The sequence below is a fragment of the Stenotrophomonas sp. ZAC14D1_NAIMI4_1 genome, from assembly GCF_003086775.1.
Classification (GTDB): Bacteria; Pseudomonadota; Gammaproteobacteria; order Xanthomonadales; family Xanthomonadaceae; genus Stenotrophomonas.
On sequence record NZ_CP026001.1, the window covers coordinates 903,894 to 924,617 of the forward strand.

The 20,724-nt window shown below is 68.4% G+C and carries 21 protein-coding genes; 10 read left to right on the forward strand and 11 right to left on the reverse strand.

Annotation, left to right across the window (positions count from 1 at the left end; all coding sequences use genetic code 11):
- Nucleotides 1-35 precede the first annotated feature (35 nt).
- Nucleotides 36-1,628 (reverse strand): alkyl hydroperoxide reductase subunit F, encoded by a 1,593-nt coding sequence (gene ahpF / locus C1927_RS04045; protein WP_108746000.1) that lies wholly within the window; start codon nt 1,626-1,628, stop codon nt 36-38.
- Between the two features lie 229 nt (nt 1,629-1,857).
- On the reverse strand, nt 1,858-2,421 hold the full coding sequence (gene ahpC / locus C1927_RS04050; RefSeq protein WP_079220707.1) for an alkyl hydroperoxide reductase subunit C: 564 nt from the start codon (nt 2,419-2,421) through the stop codon (nt 1,858-1,860).
- A 334-nt stretch (nt 2,422-2,755) separates the two neighbouring features.
- On the opposite strand from ahpC, the gene prmC reads away from it, so the two are divergent.
- Together prmC and pip are read left to right on the forward strand one after the other, a co-directional pair.
- Nucleotides 2,756-3,613, forward strand: coding sequence for a peptide chain release factor N(5)-glutamine methyltransferase (gene prmC, locus C1927_RS04055; protein ID WP_108746001.1), 858 nt, complete (start codon nt 2,756-2,758; stop codon nt 3,611-3,613).
- 48 nt (nt 3,614-3,661) lie between these two features.
- Nucleotides 3,662-4,603, forward strand: coding sequence for a prolyl aminopeptidase (gene pip / locus C1927_RS04060; RefSeq protein WP_108746002.1), 942 nt, complete (start codon nt 3,662-3,664; stop codon nt 4,601-4,603).
- A 206-nt stretch (nt 4,604-4,809) separates the two neighbouring features.
- Here the strand turns inward: pip and C1927_RS04065 are convergent, their stop codons facing one another.
- Nucleotides 4,810-5,709, reverse strand: a complete 900-nt coding sequence (locus C1927_RS04065) for a LysR family transcriptional regulator (RefSeq protein ID WP_237772010.1) — start codon at nt 5,707-5,709, stop codon at nt 4,810-4,812.
- Between the two features lie 91 nt (nt 5,710-5,800).
- Here C1927_RS04065 and C1927_RS04070 point away from each other — a divergent pair, with 91 nt between their 5' ends.
- The gene (locus C1927_RS04070; protein WP_108746003.1) at nt 5,801-7,213 is read left to right on the forward strand and encodes an MFS transporter; all 1,413 of its coding nucleotides are present in this window, start codon (nt 5,801-5,803) and stop codon (nt 7,211-7,213) included.
- On the forward strand, nt 7,210-7,881 hold the full coding sequence (locus C1927_RS04075) for a hypothetical protein (RefSeq protein WP_108746004.1): 672 nt from the start codon (nt 7,210-7,212) through the stop codon (nt 7,879-7,881). The genes C1927_RS04070 and C1927_RS04075 overlap by 4 nt, the downstream gene beginning before the upstream one ends.
- Before the next feature lie 111 nt (nt 7,882-7,992).
- Here C1927_RS04075 and C1927_RS04080 read toward each other — a convergent pair whose 3' ends face one another.
- The 4 genes from C1927_RS04080 to C1927_RS04095 are packed head-to-tail and all read right to left on the reverse strand — an operon-like array spanning nt 7,993 to nt 10,886.
- A complete protein-coding gene (locus tag C1927_RS04080) occupies nt 7,993-8,790 on the reverse strand; it encodes an N-formylglutamate amidohydrolase (protein WP_108747766.1) in 798 nt (265 codons plus the stop codon).
- On the reverse strand, nt 8,783-9,337 hold the full coding sequence (locus C1927_RS04085) for an NUDIX hydrolase (protein WP_079220713.1): 555 nt from the start codon (nt 9,335-9,337) through the stop codon (nt 8,783-8,785). Before C1927_RS04085 ends, C1927_RS04080 begins: the two co-directional genes overlap by 8 nt.
- Nucleotides 9,334-10,323, reverse strand: coding sequence for a 5'-3' exonuclease H3TH domain-containing protein (locus C1927_RS04090; protein WP_174208719.1), 990 nt, complete (start codon nt 10,321-10,323; stop codon nt 9,334-9,336). The genes C1927_RS04085 and C1927_RS04090 overlap by 4 nt, the downstream gene beginning before the upstream one ends.
- Nucleotides 10,308-10,886 (reverse strand): nitroreductase, encoded by a 579-nt coding sequence (locus tag C1927_RS04095; protein ID WP_079220715.1) that lies wholly within the window; start codon nt 10,884-10,886, stop codon nt 10,308-10,310. The genes C1927_RS04090 and C1927_RS04095 overlap by 16 nt, the downstream gene beginning before the upstream one ends.
- Nucleotides 10,887-11,217: 331 nt before the next feature.
- On the opposite strand from C1927_RS04095, the gene C1927_RS04100 reads away from it, so the two are divergent.
- Both C1927_RS04100 and C1927_RS04105 read left to right on the forward strand, forming a co-directional pair.
- The gene (locus C1927_RS04100) at nt 11,218-13,560 is read left to right on the forward strand and encodes a DUF1631 domain-containing protein (protein ID WP_108746005.1); all 2,343 of its coding nucleotides are present in this window, start codon (nt 11,218-11,220) and stop codon (nt 13,558-13,560) included.
- A 52-nt stretch (nt 13,561-13,612) separates the two neighbouring features.
- Nucleotides 13,613-14,692, forward strand: a complete 1,080-nt coding sequence (locus tag C1927_RS04105; protein ID WP_079220717.1) for an NAD(P) transhydrogenase subunit alpha — start codon at nt 13,613-13,615, stop codon at nt 14,690-14,692.
- 77 nt (nt 14,693-14,769) lie between these two features.
- Here C1927_RS04105 and C1927_RS04110 read toward each other — a convergent pair whose 3' ends face one another.
- Genes C1927_RS04110 through C1927_RS04120 form a run of 3 tightly spaced genes read right to left on the reverse strand, consistent with a single transcriptional unit; the run spans nt 14,770 to nt 16,132 of the window.
- Complete coding sequence (locus tag C1927_RS04110; RefSeq protein ID WP_108746006.1) at nt 14,770-15,219, reverse strand: DUF3106 domain-containing protein; 450 nt, start codon at nt 15,217-15,219, stop codon at nt 14,770-14,772.
- Nucleotides 15,220-15,224: 5 nt separating this feature from the next.
- On the reverse strand, nt 15,225-15,551 hold the full coding sequence (locus C1927_RS04115; protein ID WP_079220719.1) for a hypothetical protein: 327 nt from the start codon (nt 15,549-15,551) through the stop codon (nt 15,225-15,227).
- A complete protein-coding gene (locus C1927_RS04120) occupies nt 15,548-16,132 on the reverse strand; it encodes an RNA polymerase sigma factor (protein WP_108746007.1) in 585 nt (194 codons plus the stop codon). Before C1927_RS04120 ends, C1927_RS04115 begins: the two co-directional genes overlap by 4 nt.
- Before the next feature lie 98 nt (nt 16,133-16,230).
- On the opposite strand from C1927_RS04120, the gene C1927_RS04125 reads away from it, so the two are divergent.
- Both C1927_RS04125 and C1927_RS04130 read left to right on the forward strand, forming a co-directional pair.
- Nucleotides 16,231-16,551 carry an NAD(P) transhydrogenase subunit alpha gene (locus C1927_RS04125; protein WP_005408173.1) on the forward strand — a complete coding sequence of 107 codons (321 nt, stop codon included), beginning with the start codon at nt 16,231-16,233 and terminating at the stop codon, nt 16,549-16,551.
- The gene (locus C1927_RS04130; RefSeq protein WP_108746008.1) at nt 16,548-18,008 is read left to right on the forward strand and encodes an NAD(P)(+) transhydrogenase (Re/Si-specific) subunit beta; all 1,461 of its coding nucleotides are present in this window, start codon (nt 16,548-16,550) and stop codon (nt 18,006-18,008) included. Before C1927_RS04125 ends, C1927_RS04130 begins: the two co-directional genes overlap by 4 nt.
- A gap of 51 nt (nt 18,009-18,059) precedes the next feature.
- Here C1927_RS04130 and C1927_RS04135 read toward each other — a convergent pair whose 3' ends face one another.
- A complete protein-coding gene (locus C1927_RS04135; RefSeq protein ID WP_079220722.1) occupies nt 18,060-18,479 on the reverse strand; it encodes a hypothetical protein in 420 nt (139 codons plus the stop codon).
- A gap of 122 nt (nt 18,480-18,601) precedes the next feature.
- On the opposite strand from C1927_RS04135, the gene sufT reads away from it, so the two are divergent.
- The gene (gene sufT, locus C1927_RS04140) at nt 18,602-19,153 is read left to right on the forward strand and encodes a putative Fe-S cluster assembly protein SufT (RefSeq protein WP_079220723.1); all 552 of its coding nucleotides are present in this window, start codon (nt 18,602-18,604) and stop codon (nt 19,151-19,153) included.
- A gap of 59 nt (nt 19,154-19,212) precedes the next feature.
- A complete protein-coding gene (locus C1927_RS04145) occupies nt 19,213-20,307 on the forward strand; it encodes a branched-chain amino acid aminotransferase (protein ID WP_079220724.1) in 1,095 nt (364 codons plus the stop codon).
- Nucleotides 20,308-20,724 lie beyond the last annotated feature (417 nt).

Sequence of the window (20,724 nt, forward strand, 5' to 3'; positions counted from 1 at the left end):
GGCAATGGTGCCCCCGATGACCTGGGAACGCGTGATCAGGCCGCCTCGGCCACTGCGCCGCTGCCCTTGGTCACGGACGAACGGATCAGGTGGTCGAAGGCGCTCAGTGCCGCGGTGGAGCCGGCGCCCATGGCGATGATGATCTGCTTGTAGGGTACCGTGGTGCAATCGCCTGCGGCGAACACGCCCGGCAGGTTGGTCTGCCCGCGGTCATCAATGACGATCTCGCCACGCGGCGACAGTGCCACGGTGTCCTTCAGCCACTCGGTGTTGGGCAGCAGGCCGATCTGCACGAAGATGCCTTCCAGTTCCACCCGGTGCGCGTCGCCACCGACGCGATCCTTGTAGACCAGGCCGGTGACGCGGCTGCCATCGCCGAGCACTTCGGTGGTCTGCGCGCTGGTCAGCACGGTCACGTTGCCCAGGCTGCGCAGCTTCTTCTGCAGCACTTCATCGGCGCGCAGGCTGGAATCGAACTCCAGCAAGGTGACATGCGACACGATGCCGGCAAGGTCGATGGCCGCTTCCACGCCGGAGTTGCCGCCGCCGATCACTGCCACGCGCTTGCCCTTGAACAGCGGGCCATCGCAGTGCGGGCAGTAGGCCACGCCCTTGTTGCGGTACTGGTCTTCGCCCGGCACGTTCATCTGCCGCCAGCGTGCGCCGGTGGACAGGATGACCGAGCGCGACTTCAGCACCGCACCGTTTTCCAGCTGCACCTGCACCAGGCCGTCTTCGCCGGCCGGCACCAGTGCGCTGGCGCGCTGCAGGTCCATGATGTCCACCTCGTACTCGCGCACGTGCTGTTCCAGCGCGGTGGCCAGCTTCGGGCCCTCGGTTTCCTTCACCGAGATGAAGTTCTCGATGGCCATGGTGTCCAGCACCTGGCCACCGAAACGCTCGGCGGCGATGCCGGTGCGGATGCCCTTGCGCGCGGCGTAGATTGCGGCCGCAGCGCCGGCCGGGCCACCGCCGACCACCAGCACGTCGAAGGCGTCCTTGGCGGCGATCTTCTCCGCTTCGCGCTTGCCGGCGTTGGTGTCCAGCTTGGCCACGATCTGCTCGAGGGTCATGCGGCCCTGGTCGAACACTTCACCGTTGAGGTACACGGTGGGCACGGACATGATCTCGCGCTTCTCCACTTCGTCCTGGAACAGCGCGCCGTCGATGGCCACGTGCTGGATGCGCGGGTTGAGCACGGCGGCCAGGTTCAGCGCCTGCACCACGTCCGGGCAGTTCTGGCACGACAGCGAGAAGTAGGTTTCGAAGCGGTAGTCGCCTTCCAGGTTCTGCACCTGCTCGATCAGCTCGGCGGTGGCCTTGGAGGGGTGGCCGCCCACCTGCAGCAGGGCCAGCACCAGCGAGGTGAATTCGTGGCCCATCGGCAGGCCGGCGAAGGTCAGGTGGATGTCCTGGCCCGGGGTGCCCAGGTCGAAGGACGGCACGCGGCCCTGGCCGTCGCGCAGGACCTGCAGCGAGATCCTGTCCGACAGGCTTTCCAGGGTCTGCAGCAGTTCCAGCATTTCCTGCGACTTGGCACCGTCATCAGCGTGCGCGGTGATCTGGATCGGGCGGGTCACGCGCTCCAGATAGGTCTTCAGCTGCGACTGCAGGTTGGCGTCCAACATGGTCTTCTCCTGGCTTCAGGCAAACAGGGGGCGTGGCACCGCTGCAAAAGGTAGCGGACCAGCGAGGGGGTAGGGGTGAACCCAAGGCAGCAGAGACAGCTGTGGAAGGGGCTGGCGAGCGGCGGCTTGCTTGCTCGGCTGTCTTGGGTTCACCCCCACGCCGGCGGGGGGACCGGCACGGGGATGAGGGGCGCGCCGCGGCGTGGGGCCGCGGCAGGCCGGTACTGCTTCAGATCTTGCCGACCAGGTCCAGCGACGGGGTCAGGGTCTTCTCGCCTTCCTTCCACTTGGCCGGGCAGACCTGGTTCGGGTTGGCGGCGGTGAACTGGGCAGCCTTCAGCTTGCGCAGGGTCTCGGACACGTCACGGGCGATCTCGTTGGAGTGGATCTCCAGGGTCTTGATCACGCCTTCCGGGTTGATGATGAAGGTGCCGCGCAGGGCCAAGCCTTCTTCTTCAATGTGCACGCCGAAGGCGCGGGTCAGCTTGTGGGTCGGGTCGCCGACCAGCGGGAACTGGGCCTTGCCGACGGCCGGCGAGGTTTCGTGCCACACCTTGTGCGAGAAGTGCGTGTCGGTGGTGACGATGTAGACCTCGGCACCGGCCTTCTTGAACTCGGCGTAGTGCTCGGCGGCGTCTTCGATCTCGGTCGGGCAGTTGAAGGTGAAGGCGGCCGGCATGAAGATCAGGACGGACCACTGGCCCTTCAGGCTGGCATCGGAAACCTTGATGAACTCGCCGTTGTGGTAGGCGTTGGCTTCGAACGGCTGGATCTGGGTGTTGATGAGGGACATCGTTTTTCCTCTGGGTGAAGGGGAGTGGGTGAATCGACAGGAGCTAGGTTACCGATTCATTGTCGATAAGAACAATGCATTGATTTCATCTATTCGATAGATGGAGTCTATTGAAATGCGATGAGCCTGCCATGAATCTCGCCGCCACCATCCTGCAAGTCGTTGTATGACAAGGAAAATCGCTGCGGGCCGTGAAGATGGCCCGATAGCCCCTCCTTATCCCGCCCCACCGAACCTGAATGGATTCCCGCTTTTGTAGAGTCGAGCTTGCTCGACTGCTTCGCTCGACTGCCTTGCCGGCGCAGTCGAGCAAGCTCGACTCTACAATTGAGGCATGTCCTTCAAAACAGAACCCTCCCTGCGCCAGGCCGTGGCCGAGGCCAGCGCCCGCCTGGGCGGGCTCGATGCCCGTCACGAGGCCGAACTGCTGCTGCTGCACGTGCTGCAGCGACCGCGCAGCTGGCTGTTCGCGCACGCCACCGATCCGCTGCCCGCCAGCGATCTGGCCGCCTTCGAAACCCTGCTGGCACGCCGCGTCGCTGGTGAGCCGGTGGCCTATCTGACCGGCCGCCGCGGCTTCTGGACGCTGGACCTGGAAGTCGACCCCTCCACCCTGATTCCACGCCCGGAAACCGAGCTGCTGGTGGAACTGGCGCTGGAGCGCCTGCCGCTGGAGCACGACCTGCAGGTGGCCGATCTCGGCACCGGCAGCGGCGCGATCGCCCTGGCCCTGGCCAGCGAACGCCCGCAGGCCCAGGTATTGGCCACCGATGCCAGCGCGGGCGCCTTGGCAATGGCCGCGCGCAATGCCGACCGCCATGAACTGGGCAACGTCCGCTTCGCCGAGGGCGGGCACGACTGGTATGCGCCGCTGCACGGCCAGTGCTTCGACCTGATTGCCAGCAACCCGCCGTACATCGCCAGCGATGACCCGCACCTGCAGCAGGGCGACCTGCGCTTCGAGCCGGCCACCGCGCTGGCTTCGGGCGCCGATGGGCTGGATGACATCCGCCGCATCGTCGCCGGGGGGCAGGCCCATCTGCTGCCCGGTGGCTGGTTGCTGATCGAGCACGGCTGGGACCAGGGCGAAGCAATCCGCGTGCTGTTCGAACTGGCCGGCTACGTGCAGGTACAGACCGCACGGGACCTGGAGCAGCGCGACCGCATCACCCTGGGCCAGCGCCCGGCCTAGAATGGAGGTTCTCCTGCCTCGGCAGGGCATCACCCTGGAGCTGCAAGCATGCGTACGCTGTATCCCGCCATCACCCCCTACGACGTCGGCACCCTGCAGGTGGACGACCGCCACACGCTGTACTTCGAACAGTGCGGCAACCCGGACGGCAAGCCGGTGGTGATGCTGCACGGTGGCCCGGGCGGCGGCTGCAGCGACAAGATGCGCCAGTTCCACGACCCGTCCAAGTACCGCATCATCCTGTTCGACCAGCGTGGCGCCGGCCGTTCCACCCCGCACGCCGACCTGGTGGACAACACCACCTGGGATCTCGTTGCCGATATCGAGAAGCTGCGCGAGCACCTGAAGGTGGACCGCTGGCAGGTGTTCGGTGGCAGCTGGGGTTCGACCTTGGCGCTGGCCTATGCCGAAACGCATCCGCAGCGCGTGACCGAACTGGTCCTGCGCGGCATCTTCATGCTGCGCCGCTGGGAACTGGAATGGTTCTACCAGGAAGGCGCCAACCGCCTGTTCCCCGATGCGTGGGAGCACTACCTGAAGCCGATCCCGACCGTGGAGCGCCACGACCTGATCTCGGCCTTCCACCGCCGCCTGACCAGCGAAGACGAAACCACCCGCCTGGACGCGGCCAAGGCGTGGGCGGTGTGGGAAGGCGCGACCAGCTTCCTGCACGTGGATGACGACTTCATCAACAGCCACGAAGACCCGCATTTCGCGCTGGCGTTCGCCCGCATCGAGAACCACTACTTCGTCAACGGTGGCTTCTTCGAAGTGGAAGACCAGCTGCTGCGCGACGCGCACCGCATTGCCGACATCCCCGGCGTGATCGTGCATGGCCGCTACGACGTGGTCTGCCCGCTGGCCAACGCCTGGGACCTGACCAAGGCCTGGCCGAAGGCGAAGCTGGAAATCACCCCGGCCTCGGGCCACTCGGCGTTTGAAGCGGAGAACGTGGACGCGCTGGTGCGCGCCACCGATGGTTTTGCCTGATCGGTAATGCCGGCCGCTGGCCGGCAAGGGGTCGGATCCCTTGCCCGCGGAAAGGGCTCTGACCCCGGTCCGGAACCCCATCCACGCATGGCGTGGATCTACTGCAGCCTGGTAGTGCCGGCCGCTGGCCGGCAAGGGGTCGGATCCCTTTCCCGCGGAAAGGGCTCTGACCCCGGTCCGGAACCCCATCCACGCATGGCGTGGATCTACCAGTCTCCGGCCAGCAGCGCGTCGGCCAGCACCTGCAGCTTCGGCGAATGCTGCCGCGACGGCGGATAGATCAGCGACAAGGCGCGGCTGCGGCCCTCATACGGCTGCAGCACGTGCTGCAGGCGGCCATCGGCCAACGCATCGGCCACGGCGAAATCCATCACCTGCACGATGCCGATGCCGGCGATGGCCGCTTCCACCAGCGGGTCGCCGCTGTCGAACACCATCCGCGTGGCCGGCGTGAAATCGCGCAGGTGGCCTTCCTGCAGGAACTGCCAGTCAACCACGCGCCCACTGCGCAGGTTGCGCACCGCCAGGCAGGCATGGTCATGCAGCGCGGCGATGTCGGCCGGCGTGCCGCAGCGGGCCAGATAGGCCGGGCTGGCCACGGTCACCCAGCGCAGCGGCCGCAACGGCCGCGCCACGATGCGCTGGTCGGCGATGACGCCGGTGCGCAGCGCTGCATCGAAGCCTTCCTCGACCAGGTCGACCAGGCGGTCACTGAGCACGGCCTCCACCTGCAGCTGCGGATGCTGCTGCAGCAACGGCCCCAGCAGCGGCACCAGCACCTTGCGCCCGAACATCGACGGCGCACTGATCTTCAGCGTGCCCGAAGGCGTGCACGGGCGATCGGCCAGCTGGCGCTCGGCATCCTCGAAGCCGCACAGCAGCGGCGCCACCTGGTCGACGAACTGGCGCCCATCCGGGGTCAGCGCCACGTTGCGGGTGTTCCGCTGCAGCAGCTTCACCCCCAGCGTGGCCTCCAGCCGGCTGATCGCGCGCGACAGCCCGGACTGGCTCAGCCCCAGCTGCCCGGCGGCCACGGTGAAGCTGCGCGCCTCGGCCACCTGCACCAGCATGCGCACGGCATTGAGGTCCAATGACGATCCATTCATGCCGAAAATCATGACAGATATAGGCGCGCGGGGGGTTTATTGATGGCGCCGCATCAATGAGACTGCGCTCCCCACCGATCCACCGCCGCCGATGCCCCCACTCAAGTACCCGCGCTGGGCGCTGACACTGCTGGCCACCGCCCAGCTGATCATCGCCCTGGACGCCACCATCATCTTCGTCGCCCTGCATGACATGGGCCGCGCGCTGCAGATCAATGCGCAGCAGCTGCAGTGGGTGGTCAGCGCCTACACCGTGGCCTTCGGCGGCAGCCTGCTGCTGGGCGGCCGCGCCGCCGACCTGATCGGCCGCCGCCGCTTCTACCGGCTGGGCATGCTGCTGTTCGCACTGGCCTCGCTGCTGGGCGCGCTGGCGCCGAACGCCACCCTGCTGATCATCGCGCGCGCGGCGCAGGGCATCGGTGCCGCGCTGCTGTTCCCGGCCACGCTGGCGCTGATCAACACGCTGTATGCCGAAGGCCCCGTGCGCAACCGCGCGCTGGCGATCTGGAGCATGGCCAGCGCGGTCGGCCTGGCGCTGGGCACCCTGCTCGGTGGCGTGCTGACCCAGGCGTTCGGCTGGCCGGCCGTGCTGGCGGTGATCGTGCCGCTGGCCACCGCCTGCGCCGTTGCCGCCGGTGCATGGCTGCCGGCCGATGGCCCGCGCGCGCAGGGTCGCTCGTTCGACCTGGCCGGCTGCATCACCGTCACCCTCGGTGGCAGCCTGCTGGTGACCACCCTCGTGCAGGGGCCGGAGTGGGGCTGGACCGCGCCGGCCACGCTGGGGTGCCTGCTGCTGTCGGCGCTGCTGCTGGTGGCCTTCGTGCAGATCGAGCAGCGCAGTCGCGACCCGCTGATGCAGTTCGCGCTGCTGCGCCTGCCCGGCCTGCGTGCCGCGCTCGGCCTCACCTTCGCCTTCATGAGCAGCTATGGCGTGCAGTACTACTTCATGGCGCTGTATTTCCAGGATGGCTACGGCTGGAGTCCGCTGCAGGCCGGTCTGGCGTTCCTGCCGGCCACCGCGGTGTGCACCGTGGGCATCCAGCTGGCCGAGTGGGCGCTGAAGCGCTGGAGCGCACGCAAGGTGCTGGTGCTCGGCCAGCTGGCCGGTGCCGTCGGCATCGCCTGGGTGGCCGCAACGCTGCCGTACGCCGCGAACTTCTGGCCGCTGTTGCCGGGCGTGGTGGTGCTGAGCATCGGCCAGGGCATGACCTGGACATCGATGTGGATCGTGGCCGGGCAGGGCGTGCCGGCCGCACAGCAGGGCGTGGCCTCGGGCATGGCCGCCACCGCGCAGCAGATCGGTGGTGCGCTGGGCCTGGCGGTGCTGGTGATGGTGGCCAATGCCGGCGCCGGCGTTCCGGGTTCGCCCGGCGCGCTGGCCGGGCTGGTGCGTGCCGAGTACGGCGCCGCGCTGTTCGCCCTGTTCGGCGTGGTCATCGCGCTGGGCCTGCGCCCGGCACCAGTAGACTGCAGTTCCCTCGATGGACAGGCCAACAACGCATGATCGAACTGCTCGACCTGCAACAGACCCTGCACGCGTTCGCTGCCTGCAACGACGACCATGCGGTGTATCAATCCTTCGGCTGGGTGCATGCCACTGACGGTGACCTGCTGCAGGCACGCTTCTGGTTGCCACCCGACGAGGAAACCGCCTTCGACGATGACAGTGAGGTGCCGGCCGATGCGCGCGCGCTGGGGCTGTCTACCTACCTCGAACCGGCGACCTTCGCCGACGTGCTCGAGGTGCAGAAGCGACAGCGCCCCCTGTCCAGCCTGGCCGAGTACGCGCAGGCACTGGTGCATTACCACGAGTACGACGCGTTCCAGGAAGTGGAAGGCATCGACGAGGCGCTGGGTGAGGCGACCGCTGCAGATCGGGCGGCGGCGCGTGATGCCGGTGTTGGCGCAGGCATCTTTGCTTCGTTCGATCTACAGCTGCTGGCCTGCGCGGACGATCAGCTGAAGGCCACCGCGCAGGCCGTGGCGCACCTGCATGAGGTACCGGTGGGTGAAGCGCTGGCACGCTGCCGTGCGTTGCCGCTGCTGCTGGGGCAGGGCCTGGATCGCAACCGCGCGCAGGCCATCAAGGATGAATTCGAAGGCATCGGCGCGACGGTGCAGGTGCAGGGCTTCAAGGCGTTCGCGTGGATGGACGCGCCCGTGTTGCGTTGAACAACACCATCCACGCATGGCGTGGATCTACTCGCGATACCCCAGTAGATTCACGCCATGCGTGGATGACGGTCACCCCGGTAGTAGATCCACGCCATGCGTGGATGCAGGTCACCCGGCCGCCAGCAACCCCGGCTGCAACGCGCTGAAAATCCGCGCCAGGCGCTCGGCCCAGGCCTGCTGCCCGGCCACATCGGCAATCAGGTCCTGGCGGATCTCCAGTTCCACATGCACCAGGCCACGGCCTTCGCCATGCACTGGCACCGCGTAGTCGCTGGTGCTGCTGACCGAATACGGCTCGTTGTCGCCCACCACCAGATCGCCCTCATCGCGCAGTGCCTGCAGCAGCGCCTGGGCGAAGCGGGTGTCCTGGTGGTACAGCACGCCGGCGTGCCACGGCCGCGGCGTGCCGTTCATTGCCGGGGTGAAGCTGTGCATCATCACCAGCAGGGTGGGGCGGCCGCCATCGCGGCGCGCGTCCAGTTCGGCATCGATGCGCGCATGGTAGGGCGCATGGATGGCGTCGATGCGCTGCTGCCGCTGTGCCGTCGACAGTCCGGCGTTGCCCGGCACCACAGTGTGGTCACTTACTTCCGGGATCAGCGTGGGCGAGGCCAGCGGCCGGTTGCAGTCGATCAGCAGCCGCGAATAGGTCTGTTCGATCGCCCAGGCATCCAGCAGCCCAGCCAGCGCACGGGTGGTGCCGGCGATGCCGATGTCCCAGCCGATGTGGCGGTCCAGTTCTACCTGCGGCAGGCCCAGGCCGTTCAATGCGCGCGGCACCTGCTGGCCGGCATGGTCGGCCAGCAGCAGGAACGGTGATGCGCCCTGCGCGCGGTGGATCGTGTAGATCGCAGGATCGTCAGCGCCCAGCAGGGCCGGCACTGCATACAGGCCGGCGTCAGCCACGCGGGCGTCCATCCAGGTGGTGCTCGATCATCCACAGGCCGGCCCAGAGCTTGGCGTCCAGCGCGTAGCCTTCGCCCATCTTCTGCACCAGCCAGGCGGCAGCCTGTGCACGCGGAATCTCATGCACAGTGATGTCTTCGCTGTCATCGCCGCCGCCTTCGCCGATGCGGCGCAGGCCGGTGGCGCGGACGAAGGCGATCTGCTCGCTGCTGGCGCCGGAAGACGTCGGGCCGATCATCAGCACTTCGGCGTGCTCGGCGGTCCAGCCGGTTTCTTCTTCCAGCTCGCGCACGGCCGAGACCTCGATGGACTCGCCCGCGTTGATGTCGCCGACCAGGCCGGCCGGCATCTCGATGGTCGCCGACTGCAGCGGCACGCGGAACTGCTCGACGAACAGCACGTTGTCCTCGGGGGTGACGGCGATGATGATCGCCGCCAGGCCGCCGGCATGGGTGCGTTCGCTGTATTCCCAGCTGCCGCGCACGACCATGCGCTGGTACTTGCCTTCGTAGACGACGCGCGGGGCTTCGGTGTTTCTCTGGCTCATGCGGGCTCGCTGGAGGAGGGAAGGGGATTGTCCGGGCCGGCCGTAGAGGCCGAACCGGGATCGTTCACGCCGGCGGCGCTGAACAGGCGGCGGCGCGTCAGCGGGCCGAAACGCAGCGCCTGGCACAGGCCGCCCAGCAGTTCGGGGTCGGCCGGCTGGCGCAGCAGGCCGGGCTGGCTGCCTTCCAGCGGCGCATCCAGCGCGATGGTGGTCAGCTGCCGCCAGAGCTGGGCGTGATCGCGCTGCTCGCGCAGGCGCACGGCCATCTGTGCGGCACCGCGCAGGCGCAGGAAGGGCACTTCGTCCAGGCGTTCGTACAACGCGTCCATGCTGCCGAAATGGGCCAGCAGTACCGCGGCCGATTTGGCGCCGACGCCGCTGACGCCGGGAATGTTGTCCACCGCATCGCCACACAGCGCCAGGTAATCGGCGATCTGGTGCGCATGCACGCCGTGCCGCGCCTTCACCCCGGCCACGTCCCAGCGCTGGTTGCGTGCGTAGTCCCACTGTTCGTCGTGGTCCAGCAGCAGCTGCGACAGGTCCTTGTCGGCGGAAATGATCAGCCCGCGATGGCTGTGCCGGTGCTGGTGCAGGGCACTGCCGATCAGGTCGTCGGCCTCGTAGTCATGGTGCGCCAGCACCACCAGGCCCAGCGCCGCGCACAGCGCCTTGCAGTGCACGAACTGGCGCTTCAGCGCTTCCGGCGCCGGGTCGCGGTTGGCCTTGTAGGCCGCGTACAGGCGGTGGCGGAAACCGCTGTCCAGCGCCTCGTCGAAGGCGATGGCGATGTGCCGGGGGCGCTCGCGCTCGAGCAGGTCGAGCAGGAAGCGGGCGAACCCGTGCACGGCATTGGTCGGCCAGCCCTGGCTGTCCTGGAACTCGTCCGGCAGCGAATGCCAGGCGCGGAACACATAGATGCTGGCATCCACCAGGTACAGCGGCGGCGGCAGCGGTACGGCATTCACGGCGCTCACTGGCCGGTCCAGTCCTGCAGCAGGGCCGCCGCATCGGGGCGCTCGCGCTCGGGTACCTCGGCCTTCGGCGTACCGATATGGATGAAGCCGGCGATGCCTTCACCCTCGGCCAGGCCCAGGTGGGCATGCACGGCGGGGTCGAAGGCCATCCACGCGGTCAGCCACTGCGCGCCGAAGCCCAGCGCCTGGGCGGCCTGCAGCAGGGCGAAGCAGACGCAGCCGGCGGTCATCAGCTGTTCCTCCCCGGGCACCTTCGGGTCCGGGCGCGGGCTGGCCACCACCACGATCACCAGGGGGGCGTGGCTGAAGCGCTGGCGGTCCTTCTCCAGGACCGCCTCGCCGGCCTGCGGATCGCGCTGCCGGCTGCGTTCGACCAGGAAGTCACCCAGCGCGTGGCGGGCATCGCCGGCAATCTTCAGGAAGCGGAACGGGACGCGTTTGCCGTGGTCGGGTACGCGGACGGCCGACTGCAGCATGCGCAGCAGGGTGGCCGGGTCCGGGCCGGGCTCGCCCAGCTGCCGCGAGGGCACCGAACGGCGGGCGTCGAGGGCGAGCAGGGCAGCGGGGTCGGGCATGGAGTCTGAACCGGTCATCACGGGCTGAAGATTATAGTCGGGGCGGTTGGTGACGCTGTCTGCGTCGTGTTTGCCCTCTGAATATCAAACTGTGATGAACGTCATGCCACTGCCGGGCAACCGGCGAGCGCTTCCCCTCGCCTCGCAGGCCCCGCACGGCTTAGGATATCCGTCTTGCCGGGCCGCCGGTCGTGAGGTTTGAAGTGAGGACTGTTTCACTGTCCGTGACGGGCTGGCCGGCCTACCATCGACGTACCGGTACATGGGGTGTACCGGCCGTCGCGATGTCCATGATGTCTGTCGTACCAGAGAAGGTGGGGAGCCTTCCCGAATGATGAGCGCGCCCACTCGGATGGGATCGCCGGGTCGTGACCCGGCCCAGCTCCAGCTTGCGCGGGACGCTGTCCTGCCCGCACTGTGCCAGGCCTTCGGCGCGGCGCTGGCGCGGTTTGACGACGCCCTGTTCGACCGTGCCGGCAATGCCGGCGCGTCGCAGTTGCTGTTCCTGGACGCCATGCGTGAACTGCGTCGGCGCCGGGACGAGATCACGGCGGCCTTCGCCGCCCACCTGGACCAGGCCTGGGCCGCGTTGGCCGCCGGCGAGCCGCTGTCCGCCGAAGCCACCCTGTCCGGCCCGGCCGAGGAAGGCCTGAGCCTGATTCCTGAACATGTGCTGGAGTCGCGGCTGGCGGTGCGCAACTTCGCCACCGTGCTGCTGCGCGATTTCAAGCCGGTGCTGGCCCGCCTGGAGCGCCGCCTGGGCTGGCTGGCCGGCGGCATCGAGCTGGACGCCGATCTCGATCCGGTCAGCCCCGAGCATCTGGGCGTGGCCATCCACCAGGCGTTCGCCGGGTGCGAGCTGGCCCCGGAAGTACACCTGGTGCTGATCAAGCTGTGCGAGCGCGACATGCGCGCGCCGGTGGGTCGCATCTACGAGAAGCTGGACGAGCAGTTGGCTGCAGCCGGTGTGATGCCGCAGATGGGCGCCCCGCGGCGGCCGCTGTCGGCGGCCCCGGCGCAGCAGGCCCCGCACGGGATGGACGATCTGGTCGAACAGCGCCAGGCGCCGGGCTTCGACACCGATTTCAGCGATGAGGAGCAGGCCGCACCGGCCTGGGCGCAGCGGTTCGCCGCGCGCTGGTCCGAGCGCCGTGGCCACATGCAGCAGCACCTGGCCGGCGAAGACGGAATGCCTGGCGGTGCGCCCGGTGGTTCCGGCGAAGCCTTTTCCGGCCAGCAGGGCATGCTGCTGGAAGCACTGCACGAACTGCTGCAGCAGACCCGGCATGTCCGCGAGGATGCGACGTCGGCCGCGCAGGTGGCCGTGGGCCAGCACCGCCCGCTCAGCCAGCGCGAGATGATGTCGGTGCTGTCGCTGCTGCAGGCCACGCCCAGCGCGACCCTGCGCGCGGCCATCGGCGAGGACGGTGAATCGCTGGCGCAGCGGCTGAAGAGCGAAGTGCTGTCCAACGCCACCCGCCTCGGCGTGGACCCCGGCCAGACCCGGCTGGACCCGCAGGACGAGGATGCGATCGACCTGGTCGGCATGCTGTTCGACGTGATGCTGGATGAACGCGAACTGGAAGGCCGCTCGCGCGAGCTGATCGGCCGCCTGGTGGTGCCCTTCGTCAAGGTCGCCATGCTCGACCGCCGCATGTTCGTGCAGAAGACCCATCCGGCCCGCAAGCTGCTCAATTCGCTGGCCGAGGCCTGCGAAGGCAACACCGGCGAAAGCCAGGCCGAGCGCATGCTGATGGCCAAGGTCGAGGAGATCATCGAGCGCCTGGTCGCCGAGTTCAATGAGAACCTGGCGATCTTCCTGACCCTGGAAGAAGAATTCCGCGATTTCCTGCTGCAGCATCGCCGCCGCGTGGAAATCGCCGAGCGCCGCGCCGCCGAAACGCAGCGCGGCCAGGAAAAACTGGAAATGGCCCGCAACCGTGCCGGCGCCGAGCTGGACCGCCGCATCGGCGATGCCACCCTGCCGCCGGCCATCGCCGAGTTCCTGCGCCAGCCGTGGCAGCACCACCTGACCCTGGCGCTGCTGCGCGAGGGCGAGGACGGGGCGTCCGTGGCCGAGGCGCTGAGCCTGGGCGACGGCCTGCTGGAGGAAGTGGCCGAGGCCCGCCGGCACATCGTCGGCAAGCCGTGGCTGCAGGCCTGGCAGCCGGTGCTGGCCAAGGTGTTTGCCAGTGTCGGCGTGCACGGTGATGCGGCCTCGGCCGCCATCGATGCGCTGCACGGCACCCTGCAGGGCATCGCCGAATCGCGCCCGGAACTGCAGCGCGCGCTGCCGGAACTGCCGCAGGTCGCGCTGCCGACCGCACCGGTGCCCGAAGCCAGCGCGGTGGAACTGGCCGGGCAGGTCGAGACCGATGATTTCGACAATGCCGACGCCGACCGCTTCCGCCGCATGGAAATCGGCAACTGGCTGGACTTCGTCGACAAGGACGGCAAGGTCCAGGCCGGCAAGCTGTCCTGGATCAGCCCGATCTCCTCGCGCCTGCTGTTCGTCAACCGTCGTGGCGTGCGCTTCTGCGTGGCGTCGCCGGAAGAACTGGCGGTGATGGTGCGGCTGGGCCGCCTGCGCGCCCACGTCGACGATGGCGCCTTCGACAGCGCCATGCAGGGCGTGATCGACCGCCTGGACCCGGGTAACGCCACCCTGCACTGAGGGGTGGCTGCCTGCTAGGATCGGGAAAACTCACCGATCAGCGGGGACCTGCATGGCCGTGGCGTTGCTGGGGATGAAGGAGACCGTGCCGGGCGAACGGCGCGTGGCACTGACGCCGGAAACGGCGCGCAAGCTCGGGGCCTTGGGCATCACCGTCTGGTACGAAGCCGGCGCCGGACTGGCCGCAGGCTTCCCCGATGCGGCCTACGACGATGCGGGCGCGCGTGCCTTCGACGCTGGCCGCTGGAACGAGATCGACATCCTGCTGTGCGTGCAGGCGCCACCGGCTGCGGTGCTGGCCCAGCTCAAGCCCGGTGCCAGCGTGGTCGGCCTGCTCACTCCGGCCAGCGACCCGTCGCTGGCGGCGCTGGCCGGCGATGACCGCCTGCTGTTGTTCCCGCTGCAGCAGCTGCCGCGTACCACGCGTGCGCAGGCCATGGACGTGCTCAGTTCGCAGGCCGGCATGGCCGGCTACAAGGCCGCGCTGATCGCCGCCGAGCGTGCGCCGCGCTTCTTCCCGATGCTGACGACGGCGGCCGGTACCGTGCGCCCGGCCAAGGTGCTGGTGATCGGCGCCGGCGTGGCCGGCCTGCAGGCCATCGCCACCGTGCGCCGCCTGGGCGCGCAGGTGGAAGGCTTCGACGTGCGGCCTGAAACCCGCGAACAGATCCAGTCGCTGGGCGCGCGCTTCCTCGACCTGGGGGTCAGCGCGGCGGGCGAGGGCGGCTATGCGCGTGCATTGACCGACGAGGAACGCGCCGAGCAGCAGCGCCGCCTGGCCGACCACCTGCGCAGCGTGGACGTGGTGATCTGCACCGCAGCGGTGCCGGGCCGGCCGGCGCCCACCATCGTCACCGCGGCAATGGTCGAGGGCATGGCGGTGGGCAGCGTGATCGTCGACCTGGCCGCCGAGAGCGGCGGCAACTGCGCCCTGACCCAGCCGGGCCAGTGCATCGAACACCAGGGCGTGGCCATTGATGGCCCTTTGAACCTGGCCAGCCGCGGTGCCACCCAGGCCAGCGAGATGTACGCGCGCAACCTGCTCAACTTCGTCACCCTTTTCGTGCAGGGTGGCCAGCTCGGGTTTGATTGGGAAGACGAACTGCTGGCAAAGACCCGCTGGCAGGCATGAAACGGTAGCGCCGGGCCATGCCCGGCGAGCGCAGCGGCCCGCGCAGGATCCGCCGGGCATGGCCCGGCGCTACCCCTTTACCGCGGCTTTGCCGGCGGCGGATTCTCGCGCACCCAGTCCTTGCGTTCTTCCGGCGTCATCTGCGACCAGCGCTCGCGCAGTGCATCGCGCTGGGCCGGGCTCAGCGTGCGCATCTGGCCGAACAGCGCGCGCGCCTGCTCGCGCTGTTCCGGGCTCATGTGCTCGAAACGGCGCAGGCCACGGCGAGCCTTGTCGCGTTCTTCCGGGCTCATCGACTGCCAGCGCTGGCCGTGCGACAGCATGCGCTGGCGTTGTCCGGCATCGGCGCCGTTCCAGCGGTCGCGCAGCGGCGCCAGCAGCGCCTCGCGCTGGGCCGGGCTCAACTGTTCCCAGTTGGGCAGCACGGGGGCCGGTGTGGCGGCAGGCGCAGTGGTCTGTGCCAGCAGCGGCGCAGCCGGCAGCAGGACCAGGGCGAACAGCAGGGGCAGGGTGGGGCGTCGCAGCATGGTTCTCACTCCATCGCCAGGTCGGTGTCGCCCAGCCACAGGTACATGTCGGGATTCTCGTCGTACAGCGCGCTGTTGTCTTCCACCGCCGCAAGCGTCGGTGCCGGGGCCGGGCCCGTGTGCGTGCCCGGGCCGGTGAACTGCACGCCGATGCCCAGCGCCATCACCAGCGAACACGCGCTGGCCAGCCACCAGCGCCAGCGGCCCCGGTGCGCCGCATGGGCGCCATGGCGGGCCTGGCGCAGCCGCGCCAGGGTGGCCGGCGACAGCGACTGCAGCGACTGCGCATGCAGGTTGCGCAGGGCGTCATCGGAAGGCAGGGAGCGGTTCACGGATGGTTCTCCAGGTAATCCTGCAGCGCCTGTCGGGCGCGTGCCAGATGGGTCTTTACCGCGCCTTCGCTGCAGCCCATGGCGCGGGCGGTGGTGGCCCCGTCCAGGTCCTGCAGGACGCGCAGGGTGAAGGCTTCGCGCTGGCGGGCGGGCAGCGTGCGCAGCGCCTGCACCAGTTGCTGGTACTGCTGGTGCTGCTCATGTGCCTGCGCCGGGTCCGGGCCGGGGTCGGCCCAGTCGATGTCGGCGCCGTCGGCATCGTGGTTGTCGCGCCAGAACGGCAGGCGGAAGCGGCGCCGGCGCTGCAGGTCGATCACCCGCCGGCGCAGGATGCTCCAGAACAGCGGCGCCCATTCGGCGGCCGGCTTGTCGGCGTAGTCCAGCATGCGCAGCAGGGCGTCCTGCACCGCGTCCAGGGCATCCTCGCGCTGGCGCAGGCCGGCCTCGGCGAAACGGAAGGCGCGCGGGCCGACGCTGGCCAGGAACGCTTCCAGCGACGCCGGCAGGGCATCGGCATCGTCGGTCTGGGGGAGGGGGCTGCTCACCAGCACAGGGTACGGTTCCTCGCTCGGGGTCACCATCGACAACGCGTGAGCGCGGCTTTGGTTGACCGGGGTGCGCGCGGGGTTCAGCCCGTGGTTATGATGGGGCGACGAAGACAGAGCGGGAGGCGTTGCCGATGAGTGACGGGTTCGTGGCGCTGTACATCTTCATGCTGGCCGCAATCGCCGGTCACGTGATCATTTCGCGGGTGCCGGTCATCCTGCATACCCCGCTGATGTCGGGTTCCAACTTCATCCACGGCATCGTGCTGATCGGCGCGATGGTGGTGCTGGGCCACGCACAGACACCGCTGGAGAAGGCGCTGGGCTTCCTGGCCGTGGTGCTGGGTGCCGGCAACGCCGCCGGTGGCTACGTGGTCACCGCGCGCATGCTGGAAATGTTCAAGCCGAGCGCGCCCAAGGGCGGCAAGGACGAACCGAAGGAGCCGCAGGCTTGAACATCAGCACCGTCGAACTGCTCGATTGGCTGGTCAAGGCCAGCTACCTGGTGGCCGCCACCCTGTTCCTGCTCGGCCTGCAGCGCATGGCCTCGCCGCTGACCGCGCGCAGTGGCATCCGCTGGGCCGGGCTGGGCATGCTGCTGGCCACGGTGGCCACGTTCTTCCTGCCCGAACTGCACAACGTGCCGCTGATCCTGGTGGCGCTGCTGCTGGGCGCCGGCCTGGCCTGGTGGTCGGCCGGCAAGGTCGCCATCACCGACATGCCGCAGATGGTGGCCCTCTACAACGGCATGGGCGGTGGCTCGGCTGCGGCCATCGGCGCAGTGGAGCTGCTGCGCTATGCCTTCCTGGCCAACCGCGATACCAGCCACTGGAGTGCGCAGGCGCTGGCCGACCTGGCCGCGCGCCAGCCTTCGGCCACCGTGCTGCTGCTGGCGGTGGTTGGCGCGGCCATCGGTGCGGTGTCGCTGTCCGGCTCGGTCATCGCCTGGGCCAAGCTGGACGGGCGCCTGGACAAGCGCGTGACCTGGCCCGGCCAGCAGGCGCTGAACCTGCTGGTGGCGCTGGCCGTGGTGGTCCTGGCGATCATCGCCGCCAGCACGCTCAGCACCTGGTCCATCGTCGCCTTCTTCGTGCTGGCGCTGGCACTGGGCGTGCTGATGACCCTGCCCATCGGCGGTGCCGACATGCCGGTGGTGATCTCGCTGTACAACGCGTTCACCGGCCTGGCGGTGTCTTTCGAAGGCTACGTGCTGGGCAACGAGGCACTGATCATCGCCGGCATGATGGTCGGCGCGGCCGGCATCCTGCTGACCCGGCTGATGGCCAAGGCGATGAACCGGCCGATCAGCAACGTGCTGTTCTCCAACTTCGGCGGCGGCGCCGGCGGTGAAGCGCAGGCGATCACCGGTTCGCAGAAGCCGATCGAAGCAGCCGACGTGGCCGCGATGATGGCCTTCGCCGAGCGCGTGGTGATCGTGCCGGGCTACGGCATGGCCGTCGCCCAGGCCCAGCACAAGATCTGGGAACTGGCGCAGCGGCTGGGCCAGCGCGGGGTGAAGGTGAAGTTCGCCATCCACCCGGTGGCCGGGCGCATGCCCGGGCACATGAACGTGCTGCTGGCCGAAGCCGGCGTGCCCTACGACCTGATCGCCGACATGGACGACATCAACCCCGAGTTCGCCAACACCGACGTGGTGCTGGTGATCGGTGCCAATGATGTGGTCAACCCGGTGGCGCGCACCGACCCGGCCAGCCCGATCTACGGCATGCCGGTGCTGGATGTGGTCAACGCCCGCAACGTGATGGTGATCAAGCGCGGCAAGGGCACCGGCTTTGCCGGCATCGAGAATGCGCTGTTCTACGCAGACAACACGCGCATGCTGTACGGCGATGGTGCCGAAGCCGCGGCCTCGCTGGTGAGCGAACTGAAGGCGCTCGACGGCGGGCATTGAGGCTGTACCGGTAGCGCCGGGCCATGCCCGGCGCTACCGGCATCCGTGTGATCAGCGCGCCAGCCAGGCGCCGACCACCACGCCCACCGCCAGCCAGATCCATTCCATGGCGCCGTTGGCCAGGCTGGTCAGGGTCCAGGCCAGGTGCGGGCCCATCCGCAACACGGCATCCATCGGGTTCAGCCCCATCGAGCCACCCATCCAGACGCTGGCGATGCACCAGTAGGCCACCGCGCTCACCAGCGCCGTGCCCAGCACCACCAGCGCGACGCGCAGCCGGCCCGGGCCCAGCGTGCCCAGGCGCAGCATGAACGTGAGTTCCAGGGCGGTCACCACCGCCATCCAGCCGACCTGGCGGCCGGTCATCAAGGCCACCAGCACCCAGACCATCGGGGCGACAACCAGGCCCAGCAGCAACATGAAGGGCCAAAGCCAGGTGACGGTCCTGGCACGCGCGGCATTGGAGGACATCGAAGCTCCCTGAAGGACACCCACAGGATACTGTGGTTTGCCGCAGTGCACCGGCGGGGGCAGGGCGGCTGGGCTAGAATGCCGTCTTGCGTGGCTTCGGCCGCGGCCCCATATCGGTCCCCATGTATTCCCGTAGCAGCGAACCTGTCCACTTCGAACGCGATTGCGAGGCCGTGATGGTCCCGCAGGGCGACACCGTGACCCTGCCCGCCGGCAGCTATGGCTATATCACCCAGGCACTGGGCGGCAGTTATTCGGTGTTCGTCGAAGGCAACCTGTTCCGCATCGCCGGCAAGGACGGCGACGCCATCGGCAAGGAGGCGCCGGCCCCGCTGGAGCTGCCCGCCGATGCCACCGATGAACAGGTGGAACAGCTGGTATGGCAGCAGCTGCGCACCTGCTTCGACCCGGAAATTCCGGTCAACATCGTCGAACTGGGCCTTGTCTACGAAGTCGAGATCAAGCACCTGGACGAAGGCCAGCGCGAGATCGACGTGAAGATGACCCTGACCGCACCTGGCTGCGGCATGGGCGACATCCTGGTCGACGATGTGCGCAGCAAGCTCGAGATGATCCCCACCGTGGCCCAGGCCGACGTCGACCTGGTGTTCGACCCGCCGTGGAACCAGCACATGATGTCCGAGGCCGCCCGGCTCGAAACCGGCATGCTTTGACCCATGGCCCGCTGTCCGGCGGGCCCGGCACTACCCGCAACCAGAACAGGAATCCTCCGGTGTCCCAGTCCATTCCCAGCTTCGCCGTCACCCGTTCGGACCACCCGCGCAGCGCTGAAGAGCGCGCCCAGATCCTGGAGAAGCCGGGCTTCGGCCTGCACTTCACCGATCACATGGTGGAAGTGCGCTGGGACAAGGACACCGGCTGGCACAACGCCAACGTGCGTGCCTACGGCCCGCTGCAGCTGGACCCGGCCGCGGCCGTCCTGCACTACGGCCAGGAAATCTTCGAAGGCATCAAGGCCTACCGCCACGCCGACGGTTCGATCTGGACCTTCCGCCCCGATGCCAATGGCCGCCGCCTGCAGCGTTCGGCGCAGCGCCTGGCGCTGCCGGAACTGCCGGTGGAGATCTTCGTCGAATCGCTGAAGCAGCTGATCGCGCTGGACAGCGCCTGGGTGCCGTCGGCCGACGAATCCAGCCTGTACTTCCGTCCGTTCATGATCGGCGACGAAGCCTTCCTCGGCGTGCGCGGCGCGCACAAGGCCGGCTACTACGTCATCGCCAGCCCGGCCGGCCCGTACTTCGCCAAGGGCGTCGCCCCGGTGTCGATCTGGCTGTCCACCGAATACGCACGTGCGGCCAAGGGCGGCACCGGCGCGGCCAAGTGCGGTGGCAACTACGCAGCCTCGCTGCTGCCGCAGCAGAAGGCACAGGCACAGGGCTGCTCGCAGGTGCTGTTCCTCGATCCGGTCGAAGGCAAGTACCTGGAAGAACTGGGCGGCATGAACGTCTTCCTGGTCTACAAGGACGGCACCCTGGTCACCCCGGAACTGTCCGGCAGCATCCTCGAGGGCATCACCCGCGAGAGCATCCTGCAGCTGGCCCGCGACCGCGGCATGAAGGTCGAAGAGCGCAAGGTCACCATCGACGAGTGGAAGAACGGCGTGGCCTCCGGTGACATCGCCGAAGTGTTCGCCTGCGGTACCGCAGCGGTGGTCACCCCGATCGGCCAGCTCAAGGGCGAGGGCTTCTCGGTGGGCGACATCAACGCTCCGGCCGGCGAAGTGACCATGTCGCTGCGCAAGGAACTGACCGACATCCAGTACGGCCGCCAGCCGGACCGCCACAACTGGCTGGTCAAGCTGGGCTGATCCGCCCGCACCAGGTCTGTAGAGCCGAGCCCGCGCTCGGCTACGCTCCCTGTAGAGTCGAGCCATGCTCGACTGCTTTACCGGAAAGCCCGTCCCCGTGACGGGCTTTCTGCGTTTCAGGAACCATCCCCGGCAGTCAGCCTGCCGATGTCGGCAAAGACATGGTGGGACAGCCAAAGTCCCGTTCATGTCCGTATAGGGCGGGTGAAAGTTCCTTCACCTTCACAAACCCTACACCCATCACGTCTCAGATCAGACATTTCATGTTCCTGAAAAGACGCTGAAAATCTTGTGGAGTCCGTTTCGGGCCATTAGCGTCAACAGCACGGCGGGTCGCAGGGGAATCCGCTGACTGACCGGACTTCGAGCCATGCGTGCACACCTCCATCGCGCGCTCGGGCCGGTGCTTCTGCCGAT